This is a genomic window from Sphingomonas sp. Leaf23, assembly GCF_001421585.1.
In the GTDB taxonomy this organism is placed as follows: Bacteria; Pseudomonadota; Alphaproteobacteria; order Sphingomonadales; family Sphingomonadaceae; genus Sphingomonas.
On record NZ_LMKR01000003.1, the window covers coordinates 415,345 to 432,688 of the forward strand.

The window sequence follows — 17,344 nt, forward strand, 5'->3', positions numbered from 1 at the left end:
CCTGTTGTAAGACCGAACCATACGGACGGTCCATTGCCGCCGCGCGCAGGGTTTCATACAGTCCGCGCCGATGGGTGGGAATTGACCGCATGGTTGGGGCATGAGGCGGCGCAGCAGCGCGCGCTGTTCGTACTGTCGTTCCGGCAGCGGGACGAACTCGCCGCCATCCTGTCGCGGGCCGGCTGGCGCGTCGTCGCCGCCCGCCGCGCCGATGGCCTGCGCCAGCGCGTCGCCGCCAGCGGGACCGCCATCGCGATCGTCGATGCACGCGGCGCGATCGACGAGGGGATCGCCGCCACCGCCGAATTGTCGCGCATCGCCGGCCATGGCGATGCGTTGCTGGTGCTGGTGTCGCGCGGCGATGTGGACCGGCTGGGCGCGCTGCACGATGCCGGCGCGACCCATATCCTGGTCAGCCCGATCGGCGGCGAAGTGCTGTTGCAGGCGGTGCGATCGGCCGAACGCCATGTCGTGCGGATGGGCGGCGGCTGGCACGATCCGGCGGCCGGGGCGGGCGCGCCGCTCGGCTGGCGGCACGATGCGGAGCGCGGCACGCTGCAACTGACGCCCGCGCTGGCGGAGGCGACCGGCTTTGCCGAAACCAGCGATCCGCGCGCGCTGCTGCGGGCACTGGGGCCGGACGGGCGTCGCATCGCGCTGGCGGGCCTCCGGCGGCTGACCGATAACCTGCCCGCCACCGCCTTTGCCCATGACCTGCCGGGCCTTGGGCGGGTGGTGCAGCATGTCGCGCGCGATCGGCATAGCGGGCGGCTCCATGCGCTGATCGAGCCGCTGGCGCGCGTCGGCGATATCGGCGCGGTGGTGCGCGAGGCGCTGGGCTCGGTACGCGACCATGCCGGGGCGGAGCGCTGGCTCGATCGCCGGATCGAGGGTGGCGAGCGTCCCGGCATCCGTGTGCTGGCGGTGGCCGGGATCGATCCGGTGAACCGGCAACAGGGGCGGGTGGTCGGCGATGCCCTGTTGCGCGCGGTCGAACGGCGGATCGAACAGGCGGTGCGCGACGCCGGCGTCGCCCGCGCGGCGCTGGCGCGGCTGGGCGGGACCGAATTTGCCGTGCTGTTGCCGCATGGCAATGACGACGGGCTGGAGGAGGCGCTGAAGCAGGCGCTGGCGCGGCCGTTCGTCGCGGGCAGCACGATGGTGTCGCTGGCGTTGCGGCAGGCGTGCGGCGTCGCGCAAGGGCACGAAACGGGGGAGCAGCTGATCCGCCGGATACAGCGGGAGCTGCCCGGTGTCCGATCGGACGATCCGCACGAGCCGCCGGCCGAGGACAGCGCCGAACGGCTGGCGAGCGAGGTCCACCGCGCGATCGACCGGGGGGAGGTTACCATCCGGTTCCAGCCGCAGGTCGACCTGCTGGCCGGACGCATCGTTGGGGTCGAGGCGCTGGCGCGGTGGGACCATCCCGACCGTGGCGAGCTGGGTGCGGAACTGCTGTTCGCCGCCGCCGCACAGGCGCGTCTGGCCGGCAGCCTGTCGGCGCATGTCCAACATCTGGCGATGCGTATCGCCGCGCGCTGGGACGCGCCGCTGTCGCGGCTGCGGTTGTCGATCAACGTGACGGCCGAGGATGTGGCGCAGCCCGATTTCGCCGAAACGCTGTTGGCCGCCGCCGACGCGAGCGGGTTTCCGCGCGACCGGTTGACCGTTGAGATCACCGAAAGCGGGCTGATCGCCGAACTGGGCGAGGCGGCCGGGCTGCTCGCGACGTTGCGCGCCGCCGGATGCCGCGTCGCGATCGACGATTTCGGTACCGGCTATTCCAGCCTCGCCTATCTGAAGGCGCTGCCGCTCGACTATCTGAAGCTCGACCGGCGGCTGACGCAGGATATCGTCGGATCGCACCGCGACCGGGTGGTGGTGCGCGGCGTGATCGACATGGCCCGCTCGCTCGACCTGACGATCATCGCCGAAGGGGTAGAAACGGTCGAACAACGCGACGCGCTGGCGACCGAGGGGTGCGAGCTGTACCAGGGCTTTCTGTGCGCCGAACCGCTGACCGTCCCGGCGCTTACGGCGCTGCTGGATCAGTAGCGCGCGATCGACAAATCCGCCGTCTCGATCGCCGCCCGCTTGCCCGACATCAGGTCGGCAATCACCGCCGCCGACCCGCAGGCCATGGTCCACCCCAGCGTACCGTGGCCGGTGTTCAGGAACAGGTTGCCGAACTTCGTCGCGCCCACGACCGGCGTGCTGTCGGGCGTCATCGGGCGCAGGCCGCTCCAATAGCTCGCCCGCGACGTGTCGCCGGCACCGGGGAACAGGCTGCCCAGTGAATATTCCAGCGTCGCCCGCCGTGCTTCGGGCAGGTCGTTGTTGAAGCCTGAAATCTCGGCCATGCCGCCCACGCGGATACGATCGCCCAGCCGCGTGATCGCGACCTTGTAGCTTTCGTCGAGCAGCGTCGACACCGGCGCGCGCGCTTCGTCGACGATCGGTACGGTGATCGAATAGCCCTTGACCGGATAGACCGGCAGCTTGAGGCCCAGCGGCTGGACCACCCTGGGTGAAAAGCTGCCCATCGCGACCAGATAGGCATCGCCGGTGACGGTCCCGTGATCGGTTTCGACGGCGGTGATCCGGTTCCCCTGCCGCACCAGGCGGCGGACGGTCGTACCCATGCGAAACTCGACCCCCGCGGCCGCCGCCATCTCCGCCAGCCGGTTGGTGAATTTGAAACAGTCGCCCGTCTCGTCGCCGGGCAGGCGCAGGCCGCCGGCAAGCGGCAGGTTGCTGCCCGCCAGCCCCGGTTCGGCAGCGATGCATCCGGCGCGGTCGAGCACTTCGTAGGCGACGCCATCGGCCTTCAGGACGGCGATATCCTTGTCGATGCCGGCCAGCTGCTTTTCCTCGCGGAACAGCTGCAGCGTACCCTGCGTCCGTTCGTCATAGGTGATGCCGGTGGCGGCGCGCAGCTCGATCAGCTGGTCGCGGCTATATTCGGCCAGGCGCACCATCCGCCCCTTGTTCACCGCATAGTCGCGCGCATTGCAGTTGCCGAGCATCGCGACCAGCCAGCGCAGCATCGCCATGTCCAGCTGCGGGCGCAGGATCAGCGGGGCGTGCTGCATGAACAGCCACTTCACCGCCTTGGCCGGGATGCCCGGCGCCGCCCAGGGGGAGGCATAGCCCGGCGAAATCTCGCCCGCATTGGCAAAGCTGGTTTCGAGGGCCGGCCCGGCCTGCCGGTCGATTACCACGACCTCATGCCCCGCCTGAGCCAGATACCATGCGGAGGTGACACCGATCACCCCCGCGCCCAGGATCACGATCCGCATGTTGCGTCCTCTTGTTCGCGCAAGGCCACGATCCGCCGGGCATGGCGGTGGCGCAGGCTGGTCAGGATTTCATAGGCGATGGTGCCGGCATCCGCCGCGACCCGATCGATCGTCTGGTGCGGACCGATCAGCTCGGCATGGGGCGTGGCGACCAGCAGGTCTAGCGGCACACCGGTCACGTCGATGCAGATGCTGTCCATCGACACCCGCCCGGCGATCGGCGCGCGCACCCCGGCGACATAGGCCGCGCCGCGATTGCTGAGCATCCGTGGCCAGCCATCGGCATAGCCATAGGATAGCGTCGCGATCCGCCGGTCGTGGTCGGCGACCGAGGTCAGGCCATAGCCGACGCCGGTCCCCGCCGGCACGTCGCGCCACTGCACGATCCGCGCATCGAGCGCGACGACCGGCCGCATCGGATTGGGCCGGTCCTCCTGCGGCGCACCGCCGTACAGCGCGATGCCCGGCCGCACCAGGTCGCCATGGAAGCCGCCGTCCAGGAAACTGCCCCCGGAATTGGCCAGCGAACGCGGCGCGTGTGGCAGCATCGACGCCAGTTCGTCGAACCGCGCGCGCTGCGCCTCGTTCGCGGCCGAACCGGGTTCATCGCCGCACGCCAGATGGCTCATAACCAGCACGACGTCGATATCGGCCAGCAGCCGCGGATCGGCGGCAATCGCCGCCACCTCCGCCGGTGCCAGGCCAAGGCGCGACATGCCGCTGTCGACCTGCAACGCCGCGGGCAATCGCCGCCCGTTGATCCGCGCCGCCGCGCCCCAGCGGGCAATGTCCGCCGGGCAGTTCAGCACCGGGATCGCATCGGCATCGACCAGCGCCGCTTCCTCGCCCGGCGCGATCCCGTTCAGCACGAACAACCGCGCATCGGCGGGCAGCGTCGGGCGCAGCGCATGGGCTTCGCCGGTCAGCGCGACGAAGAAATCACGGCAGCCCGCGCGATACAGCGCATCGGCGACCGGGACCGCGCCCAGCCCATAGCCATCGGCCTTCACCACGCCCGCCGCCCGTGCCGGGGCGACGCGCGCCGCGATCGTCCGGTAATTGGCGGCCAGTGCGTTCAGGTCGATCGTCAGCAATGCCATCGGTCCTTGTCTCTCCATCGAACAGCGTAGCGCCGAATCCGTCGCAGGTTTTGCGATTGTGTCGAACGTCCTGCCATATTAGCCTTCCGACGCAACGAAATGCGGCATGGACGCAACGAAGATGAATCTCGACGCCATCGACCGCAAGCTGCTCAACCTGTTGCGGCTCGACGCGCGCAAACCGAACAACGCACTGGCGGCGGAGGTCGGGCTGTCGCCATCGGCCTGTCTGCGGCGCGTCCGGTTGCTGGAGGATGGCGGCGTCATTCGCGGCTATACCGTCGTCACCCGCGCCGACCCGGCCGATCACGGCGCAACCGTCATCGTACAGGTGACGCTGGAGCGGCAGACCGAGGAATATCTCTCCCGCTTCGAAGCCGCGGTACGCCGCCATGCCGAAATTCAGGAATGCTGGCTGATGACCGGCCAGTCCGATTACTGGCTGCGCGTCGCGGTCGAATCGGCGGCGGCGTATGAGGCGCTGCACACCGACATCCTGTCGCGCCTGCCCGGCGTCACGCGGATCAACTCCAGCTTCGCGATGCGCAACGCGCTGATGCCGCGCCGCCGGGGGTAGGGGGCGCGGGCGTCAGCGCATTCCCGCCAGCTTCTCCGCCGTCCGCACGTCATGCGCGACCACCGCACCGCTCAACCGGTCGATCAGGCGGAGCAGCCCGCCACCACGGGTCGCGCTGTCGTCCGGCATGACCTCGCTGCCCCATTCGCGGGCCAGTGCCTCGATCCGGCCGGTGCGGTCCAGCGTCATCGACCGGAACGGCAACAGGGTAGCGGGAGAGGCAAAGCGGGTGCTGCCCGCGTCCAGTTCGGGATCGACCAGGATCGCGCCCGCCACCCGCTGCACATAATGGCTCGGCGACAGCCGCGCCCACCACGCCGCCGCGCGGCAGCCGGCACCATGCGCCAGCAGGATCACCTGCCGATCGGCATCGCCCACGAAACGGTCGATTCGCGCGCCCAGCATATTGCAGTCGGCCGGCGTCTCGCGCCCCAGCGGCAGCAACGTCGCGCGCAGGCGCTCGATCGCATCCTGCAAGGCAGGCGGTGGGGTCCCGTCGGACAGGGCAAGGACCGAATAGCGGGTATTGGCAACGGCAACCATCGTGTCGTCTCCCGTTCAGCGCGAGGGCAGGGGAGAGGCTATCACGCCCCTGTCCGTACGCAATGGTCGAAACGCGTCGTGGCGGCGAAGCGATCCGCAAACGCCACCGGTCGCAACGGGGCGTCACGCGAACACCGGTTTTTAACCGTTCCGCGGCATAGCTTGCGCGGCGAGAGGACCATTGGGCATGACGGCAACTATCGAAATTCCGCCGACCGACGACCCGCGTTGGGACGGCCTGCTGTCGGGGGCGATCCGGCCGACGTACAAATGTCTCGCGCTGCGGATCCTGATGATCCGCCTGACGCATGCCTATGCCCGGCCCGACGCCGATCGGCCCGCGCTGGTCGCCGAACTGCGCACCTTCTTCCACGACAATCTCCGCTTCGCCCGCGAAGATTTTGCGACCATCTTTCAGGGAACAGCACGATGACCGGCCCGAACCCGCGCCAGGCCGACCGGTCGCTGTACAGCGTGGCGGAAGTCGCCGCGATGCTGGAGGCGGGCGACACGCTCATCCTGGCTGCCGAAGAGCCGTTGCTCGCCGCCCTGCCGCGCGGCGACTGGATCGGGGGCACCAGCCCCTATTTCATGACGGCCGAGGCCGGGGGCGCGTGCGACCGCGACCGCATCTTTGTCCAGCGGATGCCCGCGATCGCATCGGTCGCATGGGTCGGGATGCTCAACCGCGCCGCGCTGCCCGACATGGCGGCGCTGGGCCCTGATAACGGCTACACCATCGTCCTGATGCCGGGGCAGAGCGACGTGCACCGCGATTTCGCGCTGCACGGGCTGGAATGGCGCGACATGTTCCGCCGGCCGGTGGTCGGCTGGGTGACGGGCGTCGCGGGCGATGCCAATCTGGCCGCGCGTCCGAAGGTGTTCGACGGCCGCACCGGGCGCAGCGCCGACGATGCCGCCGTCGTGCTGCACGTGGCACTGCCCGAGGATGCCTTTGCGCGGGTCGATATCGTCAATCTGTTCACGCCCGACATGGACGGCCCGGTGCTGACCTTCGTCGAGGACACCGGCTTCACCGTCGAACGGGTGCGGGTCGACGGCGCTCCGACGCGGCTGGTCGATCACATCGCCGCGAACGGCATCGACACCCGCCTGCCGCTGGTCGCCGATTATAACGGCGCGATGATCAACGTCGCGACCGCCGCGATCAACGATGCCTCGGGGAAGGTCAGCTTCTACGCCCCCGTGCATGAGGGGATCGAATATCGCTTCGCCCGCCCGATCGGGGACTATCCGCAGGAATTCGCCGAACATCTCGGCGATCCAAGCGGCGAGATCGCGTTCAGCTGCAACTGCATCCTGAACTATCTCTATGCCGGCCTGGAGGGGCGGCAGACCGGCAGCATCGCCGGCCCGGTCACCTTCGGCGAAATCGCCTATATGCTGCTGACCCAGACGATGGTGTATCTGGTGATCGAGCGGGATGGCACGGGGTCATAGCGGCAGCGCGGTCGTCGCCTTGACCTCCTCCAGCACGGCATAGGTCCGCGTTTCGCGCACGCCCGGCACCGTCGTCAGCGTGCGGCCGAGGAACGCGCGATAGGCGTCCATATCCGCCATGCGTACCTTTAAGAGATAGTCAAAACCGCCCGCAACCATATGACATTCCAACACTTCCGGCAGGTCGCGGACATGGTTGGCGAAGGCGGTGAAGACGTCATCAGTCGTGCGATCCAGCAGCACTTCGATGAACACCAGCAGCGACCGGTCGAGCTTGGCCGGGTCGAGCAGCGCGGCATAGCCCCGGATCACCCCGCTCTCGCGCAGCCGGCGTACCCGTTCGAAACAGGCCGCGGGCGAAATGCCGCACTGCGTCGCCAGCGCCTGGTTGGTGATGCGGCCATCGGCTTGCAGCACACGCAGCAATTTGCGATCGGTCTGGTCCATCCCGTCCTCCCTTGGTCGCGGTACGCCCCGCCCCACGCCCTACGTCACCCCGGACTTGATCCGGGGCCCCGCTTCTTCTTCCGCATGATCCGAAGATTGGGCGTAATATGGGCAATATCCCGCAAATACCATCGCCCAATCCGCCCAAGATACGAAGCACCTTCGCCTCTACCCGCGATATACCGACGAACCGCATATGGAGAGACGAATGCCCGCGATCGATTGGGACGCACTGGACGCCGACAAGTTCATCGACGAAGCCGTGCTGCTGCCGCAATTGCTGGCGCAGGTGCCGCTGACCCAATCCGACCGGGCAGCGATCGTCGCGAATGCCGCGAAGCTGGTCGAGCGCACCCGTGCCGCCGCCGCGAAGCCCGGCGTGGTCGAGGGGTTCCTCCAGCAATTCTCGCTGGGCACGCAGGAGGGGCTGGCGCTGATGTGCCTTGCCGAAGCGCTGCTGCGCACTCCCGATGCCGCGACCCGCGATCGGCTGATCGCCGAAAAGGTCGGGACCGCCGACTGGGCGGCGCATCTGGGCCAGTCGTCCAGCCTGTTCGTCAACGCCTCCACGATCGGCCTGACCCTGACCGGCAAGCTGGTCGGCGAGGAAGGTCCGGCGGGCATCGGCGAGACGATCCGGCGCCTCGCCGGCCGGCTCGGCGAACCGGTCATCCGCCGCGCGCTGGCCGCTGCGGTGGGCATCATGGGCGACCAGTTCGTGCTGGGATCGACCATCGAGGCCGCGCTGAAGCGTGCGGCGAAGGAAGGCTATCTCTGCTCGTTCGACATGCTGGGCGAGGGTGCCCGCACCCCGGAGGACGCCGAACGCTACGAACGCATCTACGCCGCCGCGATCGAGGCGGTCGGCAGCGCCCGTGCACCGGGCAGCACCCCCGAACAGGGGCACGGCGTGTCGGTCAAGCTGTCGGCGCTCTGCCCCCGATACGAAGCGGTGCGCGAGGACGACGTGTTCGCCGACCTGTATCCGCGCATGAAGCGTCTTGCGCTGATCGGCGCGCGGCATAATTTGAACCTCGCGATCGATGCGGAGGAGGCGGATCGGCTGGCCCTGTCGCTGAAGTTGGTCGACCGGCTGGCGCGCGAGAGCGACCTTGGCGACTGGACCGGCCTCGGCGTCGTGGTGCAGGCATACGGCAAGCGGGCGCGCGGCGTGATCGATCGCCTGGAGCGGCTGTCGCGCGACACCGGACGGCGGATCATGGTCCGGCTGGTCAAGGGCGCCTATTGGGACAGCGAGGTAAAGCGCGCCCAGATTGCGGGGCATCCCGGCTATCCGGTGTTCACGTCGAAGGCGGCGACCGACCTCAGCTATCTGGTCTGCGCGCACAAGTTGATCGCCGCCGCACCGGCGCTGTATCCCCAGTTCGCGACCCACAACGCGCACAGCCTGATGGCGGTGCGCCACATGGCCGACCGCGCCGGGGTTGCGATCGAACACCAGCGGCTGCACGGCATGGGCGAGGGGCTGTACCGACAGGCGGCGGCAACTATCGGCGATAACTCGCTGATCTTGCGGGCCTATGCGCCGGTTGGCGGGCATGAGGAGCTGCTGCCGTATCTGGTGCGCCGCCTGCTCGAAAACGGTGCGAACAGCAGCTTCGTGAATGCGCTGCTGGACGAGGACGTGCCGGCGACGACGCTGGTGGCGGACCCGGTGGCGGCGGTGGCGGCAACCCCGCGCCAACATCCGCGCCTGCCGTCACCATCCGACATCTATCCCGGTCGCGCCAACCCGCTGGGCCGCGACTATTCGATCGCCTCGGTTCGCGCCACCACAAGTGCGGTTCGCGCAACCTTCGCCACCCTCCACGCCGGCCCGATCGTCGGCGGCCAGACGCTGCCCGGTGCGGGTGCCACGCCGGTGGTCAGCCCGGTCGACCACAGCCGCACCATCGGCTCGGTCACCACCGCCACCCCCGCCGAAATCGACCGCGCCGCCGCCCTTGCCCGCGCCGCCCAGCCGCGCTGGAATGCGGCCGGCGGGGTTTCCCGCGGGAAACTCCTGCGCGCCATGGCCGACGCGCTCGATGCCCAGATGGACCGGTTCATCGCGATCCTGTCCGCCGAGGCCGGCAAGACGCTGAACGATGCCGTGGCCGAGGTGCGCGAAGCGGTCGACTTCTGCCGCTACTACGCCGTGCTTGCCGAAACCCGCTTCGCCGGGCCGACCGTGCTGCCGGGGCCGGTCGGCGAGGTGAACCAGATCGAACTGCACGGACGCGGCGTGTTCGTCTGCATCTCCCCATGGAATTTCCCGCTGGCGATCTTCACCGGACAGGTCGCCGCAGCACTCGCCGCCGGTAACGCCGTCCTCGCCAAGCCCGCCGAACAGACCCCGCTGGTCGCCGCCGAAGCCGTGCGCCTGTTCCACGCCGCCGGGCTTGACCCCGACCTGCTGGCGCTGCTGCCCGGTGACGGGGCGGAGGTCGGAGCGGCGCTGGTCGTGCATCCGGCGATTGCCGGCGTCGCCTTCACCGGCGGCACCGACACCGCCTGGGCGATCAACCGCAGCCTCGCCAACCGCAATGGCCCGATCCTGCCGTTCATCGCCGAAACCGGCGGGTTGAACGGCCTGTTCGTCGATACCAGCGCGCTGCGCGAACAGGTGGTCGACGATGTGCTGCTCTCCGCCTTCGGATCGGCGGGGCAGCGTTGTTCGGCGCTGCGGCTGCTGTATCTGCCCAGGGATACGGCGGATGCGACGATCGAGACGCTGGTCGGGGCGGCGGGCTGCATGGTGATCGGGGACCCGTCCGATCCGGCGACCGATATCGGCCCGGTGATCGACCGCGATGCCCGCGACGCGCTGAACGCCCATGTCGAGCGACTGGAGCGCGAGGCGAGGATCCTGTTCCGCGGCGACACGCGCGGGCACGATGCCCGCGGCACGTATTTCGCGCCGGTCATCGCCGAAGTGCCCAGCCCCGACTTCCTCGAGCGCGAGGTGTTCGGGCCGGTGCTGCACATCTATCGCTACGATCCCGCCAATCTGGCGGACGTCGCGGGCAAGCTGGCGGCGCGCGGCTATGGCCTGACGCTCGGCATCCACAGCCGGATCGACCGCTTTGCCGAGGAGGTCGCGGCGCTGGTCCCGGCGGGCAACGTGTACGTCAACCGGTCGATCATCGGCGCGGTCGTGGGCGTGCAGCCGTTCGGTGGTGAAGGGCTGTCGGGCACCGGTCCCAAAGCGGGCGGCCCCGACGCGCTGCTGCGCTATGCCGCCGAACGATCGACGTCGATCAACATCATGGCGAAGGGCGGCGACCCCGCGCTGCTCAACCTGTAGCAGCGCGGATCGTCACCCGGTCGCCGGCGAAGTCGAGCTGGAAGAACGGGGTGGCGGTCCCGCCGAACCGGGCGCGGCGCAGCGCCACATCGGCGCTGGCGTCCGTCCCGTTCAGGCCGGCATAGTCAACGAACGCCGCGACCTGTCCCTCGCCGGTGACCCACCAGCAATAGGCCTGGGTGGGTTCGGCGGCGGGGTTGCCGGCGACGAGGCCGCTGCCGTTGACCGGCCGCCACGGGCCGTCCATGCCGTCCGCGACCATCGCATACAGCCCGGTCGGGGCGGGGAGACCGGGGGCGAAGCGTTTGCCCTGCGTCGACCAGAACAAGTAATATCGCCCGTCGCGCAGGATGATGTGCGGCCGCTCCAGCTCGCTGTTCACGCCGATGGCGTCGACCAGCGGGGTGGCGAGTTGCCACGGGGCGGCGGGATGATCGCGGCTGGCGATGCCGATCAGCCCGTCCAGTTGCGCATCGGTCCATGCCGCCGATCCAACGAACAGCAAATGATCGCGGCCGGTTGCCGGATCGTGGAAGAAACCGGGGTCGCGAAAGCCCTTGATCCCGGTGGGCGGTGCCACGACCTCGTCGGCGATGCGGTAGCAGTCGCCGTCCGCCGCGATGCTCTCGACCGGCGTGGACCAGCCTTCGGTACGCGCATCGTTGCCCGCTACCGTGAAGCGTCCGACCGTCTCGAACAGCCGTTGTTCGAAGCTGTGCGGCCCGTTCCGCCGGCCAGCGGCGGTGAAATACATCGTCAGCTTCCGGCCGTCCTCGGCCAGCACCGCCGACCCCGACCATTCGCGGCTACCGGGGGTGAAGTCGTTGGGAAAGGTCGTGCCGTGCAGCCGCCAGCCATCGTCGCCATGGCTGGTCAGGTAGATGCGCGCGGCATCGTGGCGGGCCTCGGGATCGTCGAAGCGCGGCGTGCCGAGGAAGAACCAGTAGCTGCGCCCGTCGACGACCACCGTCGATCCATCGGCACGGGCGATCTGCCACATGTCCCAGAAGTCGTGGTCGGGATCGATCGGGACGATATCGGCCGGTGTCAGCACGGGCAGGCGATCGGGACCATCGGCGGCGATCCGCGCGACCTGTTCGGCGGACCAGTGGGTCAGGGCGCGGGGCAAGGGGTTCAACGCACCGCTCCGACCGGTGCGCCATCGGCGTTACGTTCGCGCACGCTCCACACCGCCGCCGCCGCGCAGAACATCAGCACGCCGCACAGGGTCAGCACGTTGCGCGGATCGCCGCCCAGCAGCGGCTGGTAGAACAGCCACATGGTTGCCGAGAAGATCAGCATCGGGATGACGATCATCATGTTGAAAATGCCCATATAGACGCCGGTTCGCTCCGGCGGGATCGATCCGGCGAGGATGATGTACGGATTGCCCATGATGCTGGCCCAGCCGAGGCCGATACCGACAGCGGGCAGGAACAGCAGCGCCTTCGACGTGACATGCGGCAGGCAGACCATGCCGATGCCCGCCGCGATCAGGCTGATTGCGTGCAGCGGGGCGGCACCGATGCGCCGGGCGATCGGCACCATGGCAAAGGCGGCGAGGAAGGCGACACCGTTGTAAAAGGCGGCCATCTCACCATTGGTCAGCACCGCCGAATGGAAGCCGGAGGAGGTGGGATCGGCGGTGTCGTACACCGTGCGCCCGATCGTGTAGATGACGTAGTTCCAATAGGCCATCATTGCGTACCACTGGAACAGGCTCATCAGCGCCAGCTTGCGCATCGCCGGCGGCATGTCGCGGATCGCGCTGCCGATTTCGGCCAGCGTCGCGCCGAACGACTTGGGCTTGGCGGCGATCACCGCCTTTTCGGTCGGGGTCAGCGGCAGTTCGGGCACGCGCAGGATCGACCACAGGATCGTCGAGATCGACAGCACCGCACCGACCATGAACGCGATGCGCGCGGTATAGGGGATGTTGTGGGTGTCGACCCAGTCCTGGTTCATCCCCGCCCACACCAGGATCGAGGGGGTGAGGAACGCCAGCATCTGCGCCAGCCCGGTGAACGCGCTCTGCGTCAGGAAGCCGATCTGGTGCTGATCCTCGTTCAGCCGGTCGCTGACATAGGCGCGATATGGCTCCATCGTGATGTTGTTGCCGGCGTCCAGAATCCACAGCAGCGACACCGCCATCAGGATCGAACTGGACAGCGGCATGAAGAACAGGCCGAGGCAACACAGCACCGCGCCCATCACGAAGTAGGGGGTGCGCCGGCCCCAGCGGCTGTCGGTGCGGTCGCTGAGCGCGCCGATCAAGGGCTGGACCAGCAGTCCGGTCAACGGTCCGGCAAGCTGCAACAGCGGCAGCTGCGCTTCGTTCGCACCCAGATAGCTGTAGATCGGCGCCATGTTGCCCTGTTGCAGCCCGAAACTGAACTGCAGGCCGAGGAACCCCAGATTCATTTCGAGGATGCGGGGCAGCGACAAATGCGGTTTCATCGGGGGCGCCATGGTGGGTCCTGCTCCTTGCATGCCGGTCTATCGCCGACGGCATGCTTCTCGCCCCTCGCTATCAAAAATGCAACAATCGATTGCATTGCTGCATACGAATGCCGGTCACCATGGCGCGACCGGTTTTCGGATCAGCTAAGCGGCGCGCATTTCGCTGCCAGCCAGGCAGCGGTTTCGCGGTCGAGCAGCGGGGTCAGCAATGCCTCCACCCGTGCGTGATAGGCATCGACCCACGCCCGCTCGGCATCGCTGAGCAACGCGGGCACGATCAGCGAGCGTTCGATCGGCACGAAGGTCAGCGTCTCGAACCCTAGCATCGGCAGGTCGCCGCCGGGAATATCGCGCGCGACGACCAGCAGCAGGTTTTCGATACGGATGCCGTAGTCACCCGCCTTGTAATAGCCCGGCTCGTTGGACAGCATCATGCCGGCGCGCAACGGCTCCAGCGGGCCGCCGCCGGGATAGTTGGGCGCGCCGATCCGCTGCGGTCCTTCATGTACCGAGAGGAAGGCACCGATGCCGTGGCCGGTGCCATGGGCATAGTCGAGCCCGGCCTCCCACAGCGGCCGCCGTGCGAAGCCGTCGATATGGCCGCCCAGCGTCCCGTCGGGGAAGATGGCGGTGTCGATCGCGATATGGCCCTTCAGCACGCGGGTGAAGCGGTCGCGCATTTCCTCCGACACCTCGCCCACGGGCATGACGCGGGTGATGTCGGTCGTGCCGTCGGCATATTGGCCACCCGAATCGATCAGGTAGAGCTGGCCGGGCAGGATGGGCGCATTGCTCTCCACGGTCGCCTTGTAATGGGGGCTGGCGGCATGGGCGCCGGTCGCGCTGATCGTGTCGAACGACAGATCGCGCAGGAGGCCAGTTTCGCCACGAATCGCCTCCAGCCGGTCGGACGCCGAGAGTTCGGTCAGCGTGCCCGACGGGGCGGTTTCCTCGAACCATTTCAGAAAGCGGACCATCGCCGCGCCGTCGCGGGCCTGCGCGCTGCGATGACCGGCGATCTCGACCGGGTTCTTGATCGCCTTGGCCAGCACGGTCGGATCGCGTTCGGTGATGATCGTCGCGCCGCCCCGACGCAACGCATCGTGGATCGCGGCGACGGCGCGGTCGGGATCGGCGGCGATCCGCTCGCCGGCGAACTGGCCGAGCGTGGCGGCGAAGTCGGCCATCGGGCGGACGGTGACGGCATTACTCAGATGGCGGGCGACGTCCTCACCCACCTTGCCCGGTTCGGCGAACAACTCGGCGGTGCCGTCGGCATGAACGATCGCGTAGCTCAGCGCCACCGGGGTATGCGCCACGTCGCTGCCGCGCACGTTGAAGGTCCATGCGATCGAATCGAGTGCGGTCAGCACGACCGCATCGGCACGGCGTTCGCTCAGCCATTCACCGATCGCCGCCCGCTTGTCGGCGGAAGTGCGGCCGGTCAGCGTGTCGTCCTGCACCGTCATCGGCGCGGGCGAGGGGGCGGGACGGTCGTTCCACAGCGCGTCGATCGGGTTGGCGTCGACCGGGACCAGCACCGCCCCGACATCCGCCAGCGCCGCTTCGGTCGCCGCGACCCACCCTACCGTCGCCAGCCATGGGTCGAAGCCGATCCTGTCGCCGGGATGGGCGTTGGTCCGCAGCCAGTCGGTCATCGTGGTCGCGGGTACCTGCACGAACTGCCAGTCGGCGGCAGCGACCTGTTCGCGTACCTGCAGCGTGTAGCGCCCGTCGGTGAACATCGCGGCGCTGTCGCGCAGGACGACGGCGCTGCCCGCCGACCCCTTGAACCCGGTCAGCCAGGCGAGCCGCTGCGCATAGTCGCCGACATATTCGCTCATATATTCATCGGTCAGCGGCACGACGAACCCGGTCAGGTCGAGCGTGGCGAGATGGGCGCGAAGGGCGGACAGGCAATCGGTGTGGCTGGTCATGCGCTGCTCGTATCAGCCGAAACGGCCGGGCAAAAGCCACAAGGTCGCTCGACTTCCATGGGGCTTCGTCCCACATGGGCGGCTATGACCAAGCCCATCCCGCCGATCGCCGAACAGCGCGCCCATAGCTATGACCGTCACGGCATCACCGTGTCCGACCCGTGGGCATGGCTGCGCGACCCGAACTATCCGAAGGTCGAGGATGCCGACGTCCTCGATTATTTGAAGGCCGAGAACGATTATTTCGATGCGGTGATGGCACCGCATGCACCCTTGATCGACACGCTGTTCACCGAGATGCGCGCCCGGATCAAGGAAGACGACGCCACCGTGCCACAGCGCGATGGCGACTGGTGGTACTGGTCCGATTTCGAGACCGGCGGGGAATATCGCCGCTGGTGGCGCAAGCCCGTCGCGGGGGGGGCGGACGAACTGATCCTCGACGAACCGGCGCTGGCCGCGGGCAAGGAATATTTCCGGCTGGGCGCGCTGTCGATCAGCCCGGACGGCCGGTTGCTCGCCTATGCGATCGACGATGACGGCGGCGAGCGGTTCGAGGCGCGGGTCAAGGACCTGAACACCGGCGAGCTGCTGGCGGACGTCATTCCAGGCACGTTGTCCGAACTGGTGTGGACCGCTGATTCGAGCGGGTTCCTCTACGGCCTCGCCAACGAACAGTGGCGGACGGACAATGCCCGGCTCCACCGCATCGGTACGCCGATCGAGCAGGATATCGAACTGTATCACGAGGCGGACGAGGGCTGGCGGGTGTCGGTCGGCGAAACCCAGTCGCGGCGGTTCCTGGTCATTTCGGCGGGCGATCACGTTACCAGCGAGGTGCGGCTGATCCCGGCGGACGACCCCACCGCCGAACCGCTGCTGGTGAAGGCGCGCGAGGAAGGCGTGGAGTATGACGTGGAGGAGCATGACGGCACGCTTTTCATCCATACCAACGACACCCATCCGAACTTTCGCCTGGCCACCGCATCGCTGGAGGCGCCGGGCGACTGGCAGGAACTGATCGCCGCCGACCCGCATTTCTACATGACCGGCGTCACGACCTTTGCGAAGCTGTTCGTGGTCGAAGGGCGGTTGAACGGCCTCGACCAGATTCGGCTGCATGACTACGCTGGCGGCCCCGCGCGGCCGATCGAGTTTCCGGAGGCGAGCTTCGTCGTCGGGCTTGGCGACAATCCCGAATATGATGTCGACACGCTGCGGCTCGGATACGAGTCGATGGTCACGCCGGGCACCGTCTATGACTATGACGTCGCCAGCGGCGGCCTGGCCGTGCGCAAGGTGCAGACGATCCCGTCGGGCTATGATCCCGCCAAATATGCGACCGAGCGGCTGGAGATCACCGCGCGCGACGGCACTGCCATCCCGTGTTCGGTGGTGTACCCCAAGGACTTCCCGCGCGACGGGACGGGCAAGCTCTATCTCTACAGCTATGGCGCATACGGCTATGCGATCCCGCCGGGCTTCTCGACCAGCCGCATGTCGTTCCTCGACCGCGGCATGGCGTTCGCCATCGCCCATATCCGGGGCGGCGACGACCTGGGCCAGCAATGGTATCTGGACGGGAAGCTCGACAAGCGGACCAATACCTTCAACGATTTCGTCGATGTGGCGAAGGGGCTGATCGAGCTGGGCTTCACCGACAAGGGCAAGATCGCCATCGCCGGTGGATCGGCGGGCGGCGAACTGATGGGTGCGGTGATGAACTCCGACCCCGAACTGTGGGGGGCGGTGGTCGCCAGCGTGCCGTTCGTCGATGTGCTGAACACGATGCTGGACGACAGCCTGCCGCTGACGCCGGGCGAATGGCCCGAATGGGGCAACCCGATCGAGGACAAGGCGGCGTTTGAGCTGATCGCGTCCTACTCGCCCTATGATAACGTCACCGCGCAAGCCTATCCGCCGGTGTTCATTTCGGGCGGGTTGAACGATCCGCGCGTGACCTATTGGGAGCCGGCCAAGTGGGCGGCGCGGCTGCGCGCGACCAAGACCGACGACAATGTGCTGCTGCTCAAGACCAATATGGGTGCGGGCCATGGCGGCAAGTCGGGGCGGTGGGAGAGCCTGAAGGAAGCCGCCGAGGAGATGGCATTCGTGCTGTGGCAGCTGGGGGTGGATGGTTGAAGGGTCCTCCCCGGAACGGGGAGGGGGACCAGCCATAGGCTGGTGGAGGGGGGTGGCGGCAGGCGTTGCCC

General features: G+C 68.1%; 13 protein-coding genes. 6 read left to right on the top strand and 7 right to left on the bottom strand.

Annotation, left to right across the window (positions count from 1 at the left end):
• Positions 1-81 precede the first annotated feature (81 nt).
• Positions 82-2,055 carry a GGDEF domain-containing phosphodiesterase gene (locus tag ASE67_RS10250; protein WP_235511866.1) on the top strand — a complete coding sequence of 658 codons (1,974 nt, stop codon included), beginning with the start codon at positions 82-84 and terminating at the stop codon, positions 2,053-2,055.
• Here ASE67_RS10250 and ASE67_RS10255 read toward each other — a convergent pair.
• Both ASE67_RS10255 and alr read right to left on the bottom strand, forming a co-directional pair.
• Positions 2,049-3,299, bottom strand: a complete 1,251-nt coding sequence (locus ASE67_RS10255; protein WP_055760362.1) for a D-amino acid dehydrogenase — start codon at positions 3,297-3,299, stop codon at positions 2,049-2,051. The two genes, ASE67_RS10250 and ASE67_RS10255, sit on opposite strands and share 7 nt — an antisense overlap.
• Positions 3,287-4,399: an alanine racemase gene (gene alr, locus ASE67_RS10260; protein WP_055760365.1), complete on the bottom strand. Its 1,113-nt coding sequence runs from the start codon at positions 4,397-4,399 to the stop codon at positions 3,287-3,289. Before alr ends, ASE67_RS10255 begins: the two co-directional genes overlap by 13 nt.
• A gap of 106 nt (positions 4,400-4,505) precedes the next feature.
• Between alr and ASE67_RS10265 the strand changes: the two genes are divergently transcribed.
• Positions 4,506-4,976 carry an Lrp/AsnC family transcriptional regulator gene (locus tag ASE67_RS10265; protein ID WP_235511867.1) on the top strand — a complete coding sequence of 157 codons (471 nt, stop codon included), beginning with the start codon at positions 4,506-4,508 and terminating at the stop codon, positions 4,974-4,976.
• A gap of 12 nt (positions 4,977-4,988) precedes the next feature.
• Here ASE67_RS10265 and ASE67_RS10270 read toward each other — a convergent pair whose 3' ends face one another.
• Positions 4,989-5,519 carry an alpha/beta hydrolase gene (locus tag ASE67_RS10270; RefSeq protein ID WP_055760367.1) on the bottom strand — a complete coding sequence of 177 codons (531 nt, stop codon included), beginning with the start codon at positions 5,517-5,519 and terminating at the stop codon, positions 4,989-4,991.
• Positions 5,520-5,706: 187 nt separating this feature from the next.
• Between ASE67_RS10270 and ASE67_RS10275 the strand changes: the two genes are divergently transcribed.
• Together ASE67_RS10275 and ASE67_RS10280 are read left to right on the top strand one after the other, a co-directional pair.
• On the top strand, positions 5,707-5,952 hold the full coding sequence (locus ASE67_RS10275) for a hypothetical protein (protein ID WP_055760370.1): 246 nt from the start codon (positions 5,707-5,709) through the stop codon (positions 5,950-5,952).
• The gene (locus tag ASE67_RS10280; RefSeq protein WP_055760373.1) at positions 5,949-6,980 is read left to right on the top strand and encodes a DUF6976 family protein; all 1,032 of its coding nucleotides are present in this window, start codon (positions 5,949-5,951) and stop codon (positions 6,978-6,980) included. The genes ASE67_RS10275 and ASE67_RS10280 overlap by 4 nt, the downstream gene beginning before the upstream one ends.
• Here the strand turns inward: ASE67_RS10280 and ASE67_RS10285 are convergent.
• The gene (locus ASE67_RS10285) at positions 6,975-7,427 is read right to left on the bottom strand and encodes an Lrp/AsnC ligand binding domain-containing protein (RefSeq protein ID WP_055760376.1); all 453 of its coding nucleotides are present in this window, start codon (positions 7,425-7,427) and stop codon (positions 6,975-6,977) included. The genes ASE67_RS10280 and ASE67_RS10285 overlap by 6 nt on opposite strands.
• Positions 7,428-7,635: 208 nt before the next feature.
• Between ASE67_RS10285 and putA the strand changes: the two genes are divergently transcribed.
• Positions 7,636-10,734 carry a bifunctional proline dehydrogenase/L-glutamate gamma-semialdehyde dehydrogenase PutA gene (gene putA, locus ASE67_RS10290; RefSeq protein WP_055760378.1) on the top strand — a complete coding sequence of 1,033 codons (3,099 nt, stop codon included), beginning with the start codon at positions 7,636-7,638 and terminating at the stop codon, positions 10,732-10,734.
• Here putA and ASE67_RS10295 read toward each other — a convergent pair.
• The 3 genes from ASE67_RS10295 to ASE67_RS10305 all read right to left on the bottom strand — a co-directional run bounded on the left by ASE67_RS10295 (position 10,724) and on the right by ASE67_RS10305 (position 15,131).
• Positions 10,724-11,872 (bottom strand): glycoside hydrolase family 68 protein, encoded by a 1,149-nt coding sequence (locus tag ASE67_RS10295; protein WP_235511868.1) that lies wholly within the window; start codon positions 11,870-11,872, stop codon positions 10,724-10,726. The two genes, putA and ASE67_RS10295, sit on opposite strands and share 11 nt — an antisense overlap.
• Entirely contained in the window at positions 11,869-13,203 is a 1,335-nt protein-coding gene (locus tag ASE67_RS10300) for an MFS transporter (protein WP_055760381.1), read from the bottom strand. The genes ASE67_RS10295 and ASE67_RS10300 overlap by 4 nt, the downstream gene beginning before the upstream one ends.
• 131 nt (positions 13,204-13,334) lie before the next feature.
• Positions 13,335-15,131, bottom strand: a complete 1,797-nt coding sequence (locus tag ASE67_RS10305; protein ID WP_055760384.1) for an aminopeptidase P family protein — start codon at positions 15,129-15,131, stop codon at positions 13,335-13,337.
• An 84-nt stretch (positions 15,132-15,215) separates the two neighbouring features.
• Here ASE67_RS10305 and ASE67_RS10310 point away from each other — a divergent pair, with 84 nt between their 5' ends.
• Positions 15,216-17,273: a S9 family peptidase gene (locus ASE67_RS10310; RefSeq protein ID WP_082457056.1), complete on the top strand. Its 2,058-nt coding sequence runs from the start codon at positions 15,216-15,218 to the stop codon at positions 17,271-17,273.
• Positions 17,274-17,344 lie beyond the last annotated feature (71 nt).

Bases quoted from the DNA above. Each gene is read 5' to 3' on its own strand.
- ASE67_RS10300 (WP_055760381.1), bottom strand. From the start codon at position 13,203: ATGGCGCCCCCGATGAAACCGCATTTGTCGCTGCCCCGCATCCTCGAA.
- alr (WP_055760365.1), bottom strand. From the start codon at position 4,399: ATGGCATTGCTGACGATCGACCTGAACGCACTGGCCGCCAATTACCGG.
- ASE67_RS10310 (WP_082457056.1), top strand. From the start codon at position 15,216: ATGACCAAGCCCATCCCGCCGATCGCCGAACAGCGCGCCCATAGCTAT.
- ASE67_RS10265 (WP_235511867.1), top strand. From the start codon at position 4,506: ATGGACGCAACGAAGATGAATCTCGACGCCATCGACCGCAAGCTGCTC.
- ASE67_RS10285 (WP_055760376.1), bottom strand. From the start codon at position 7,427: ATGGACCAGACCGATCGCAAATTGCTGCGTGTGCTGCAAGCCGATGGC.
- ASE67_RS10270 (WP_055760367.1), bottom strand. From the start codon at position 5,519: ATGGTTGCCGTTGCCAATACCCGCTATTCGGTCCTTGCCCTGTCCGAC.
- putA (WP_055760378.1), top strand. From the start codon at position 7,636: ATGCCCGCGATCGATTGGGACGCACTGGACGCCGACAAGTTCATCGAC.
- ASE67_RS10280 (WP_055760373.1), top strand. From the start codon at position 5,949: ATGACCGGCCCGAACCCGCGCCAGGCCGACCGGTCGCTGTACAGCGTG.
- ASE67_RS10305 (WP_055760384.1), bottom strand. From the start codon at position 15,131: ATGACCAGCCACACCGATTGCCTGTCCGCCCTTCGCGCCCATCTCGCC.
- ASE67_RS10275 (WP_055760370.1), top strand. From the start codon at position 5,707: ATGACGGCAACTATCGAAATTCCGCCGACCGACGACCCGCGTTGGGAC.
- ASE67_RS10255 (WP_055760362.1), bottom strand. From the start codon at position 3,299: ATGCGGATCGTGATCCTGGGCGCGGGGGTGATCGGTGTCACCTCCGCA.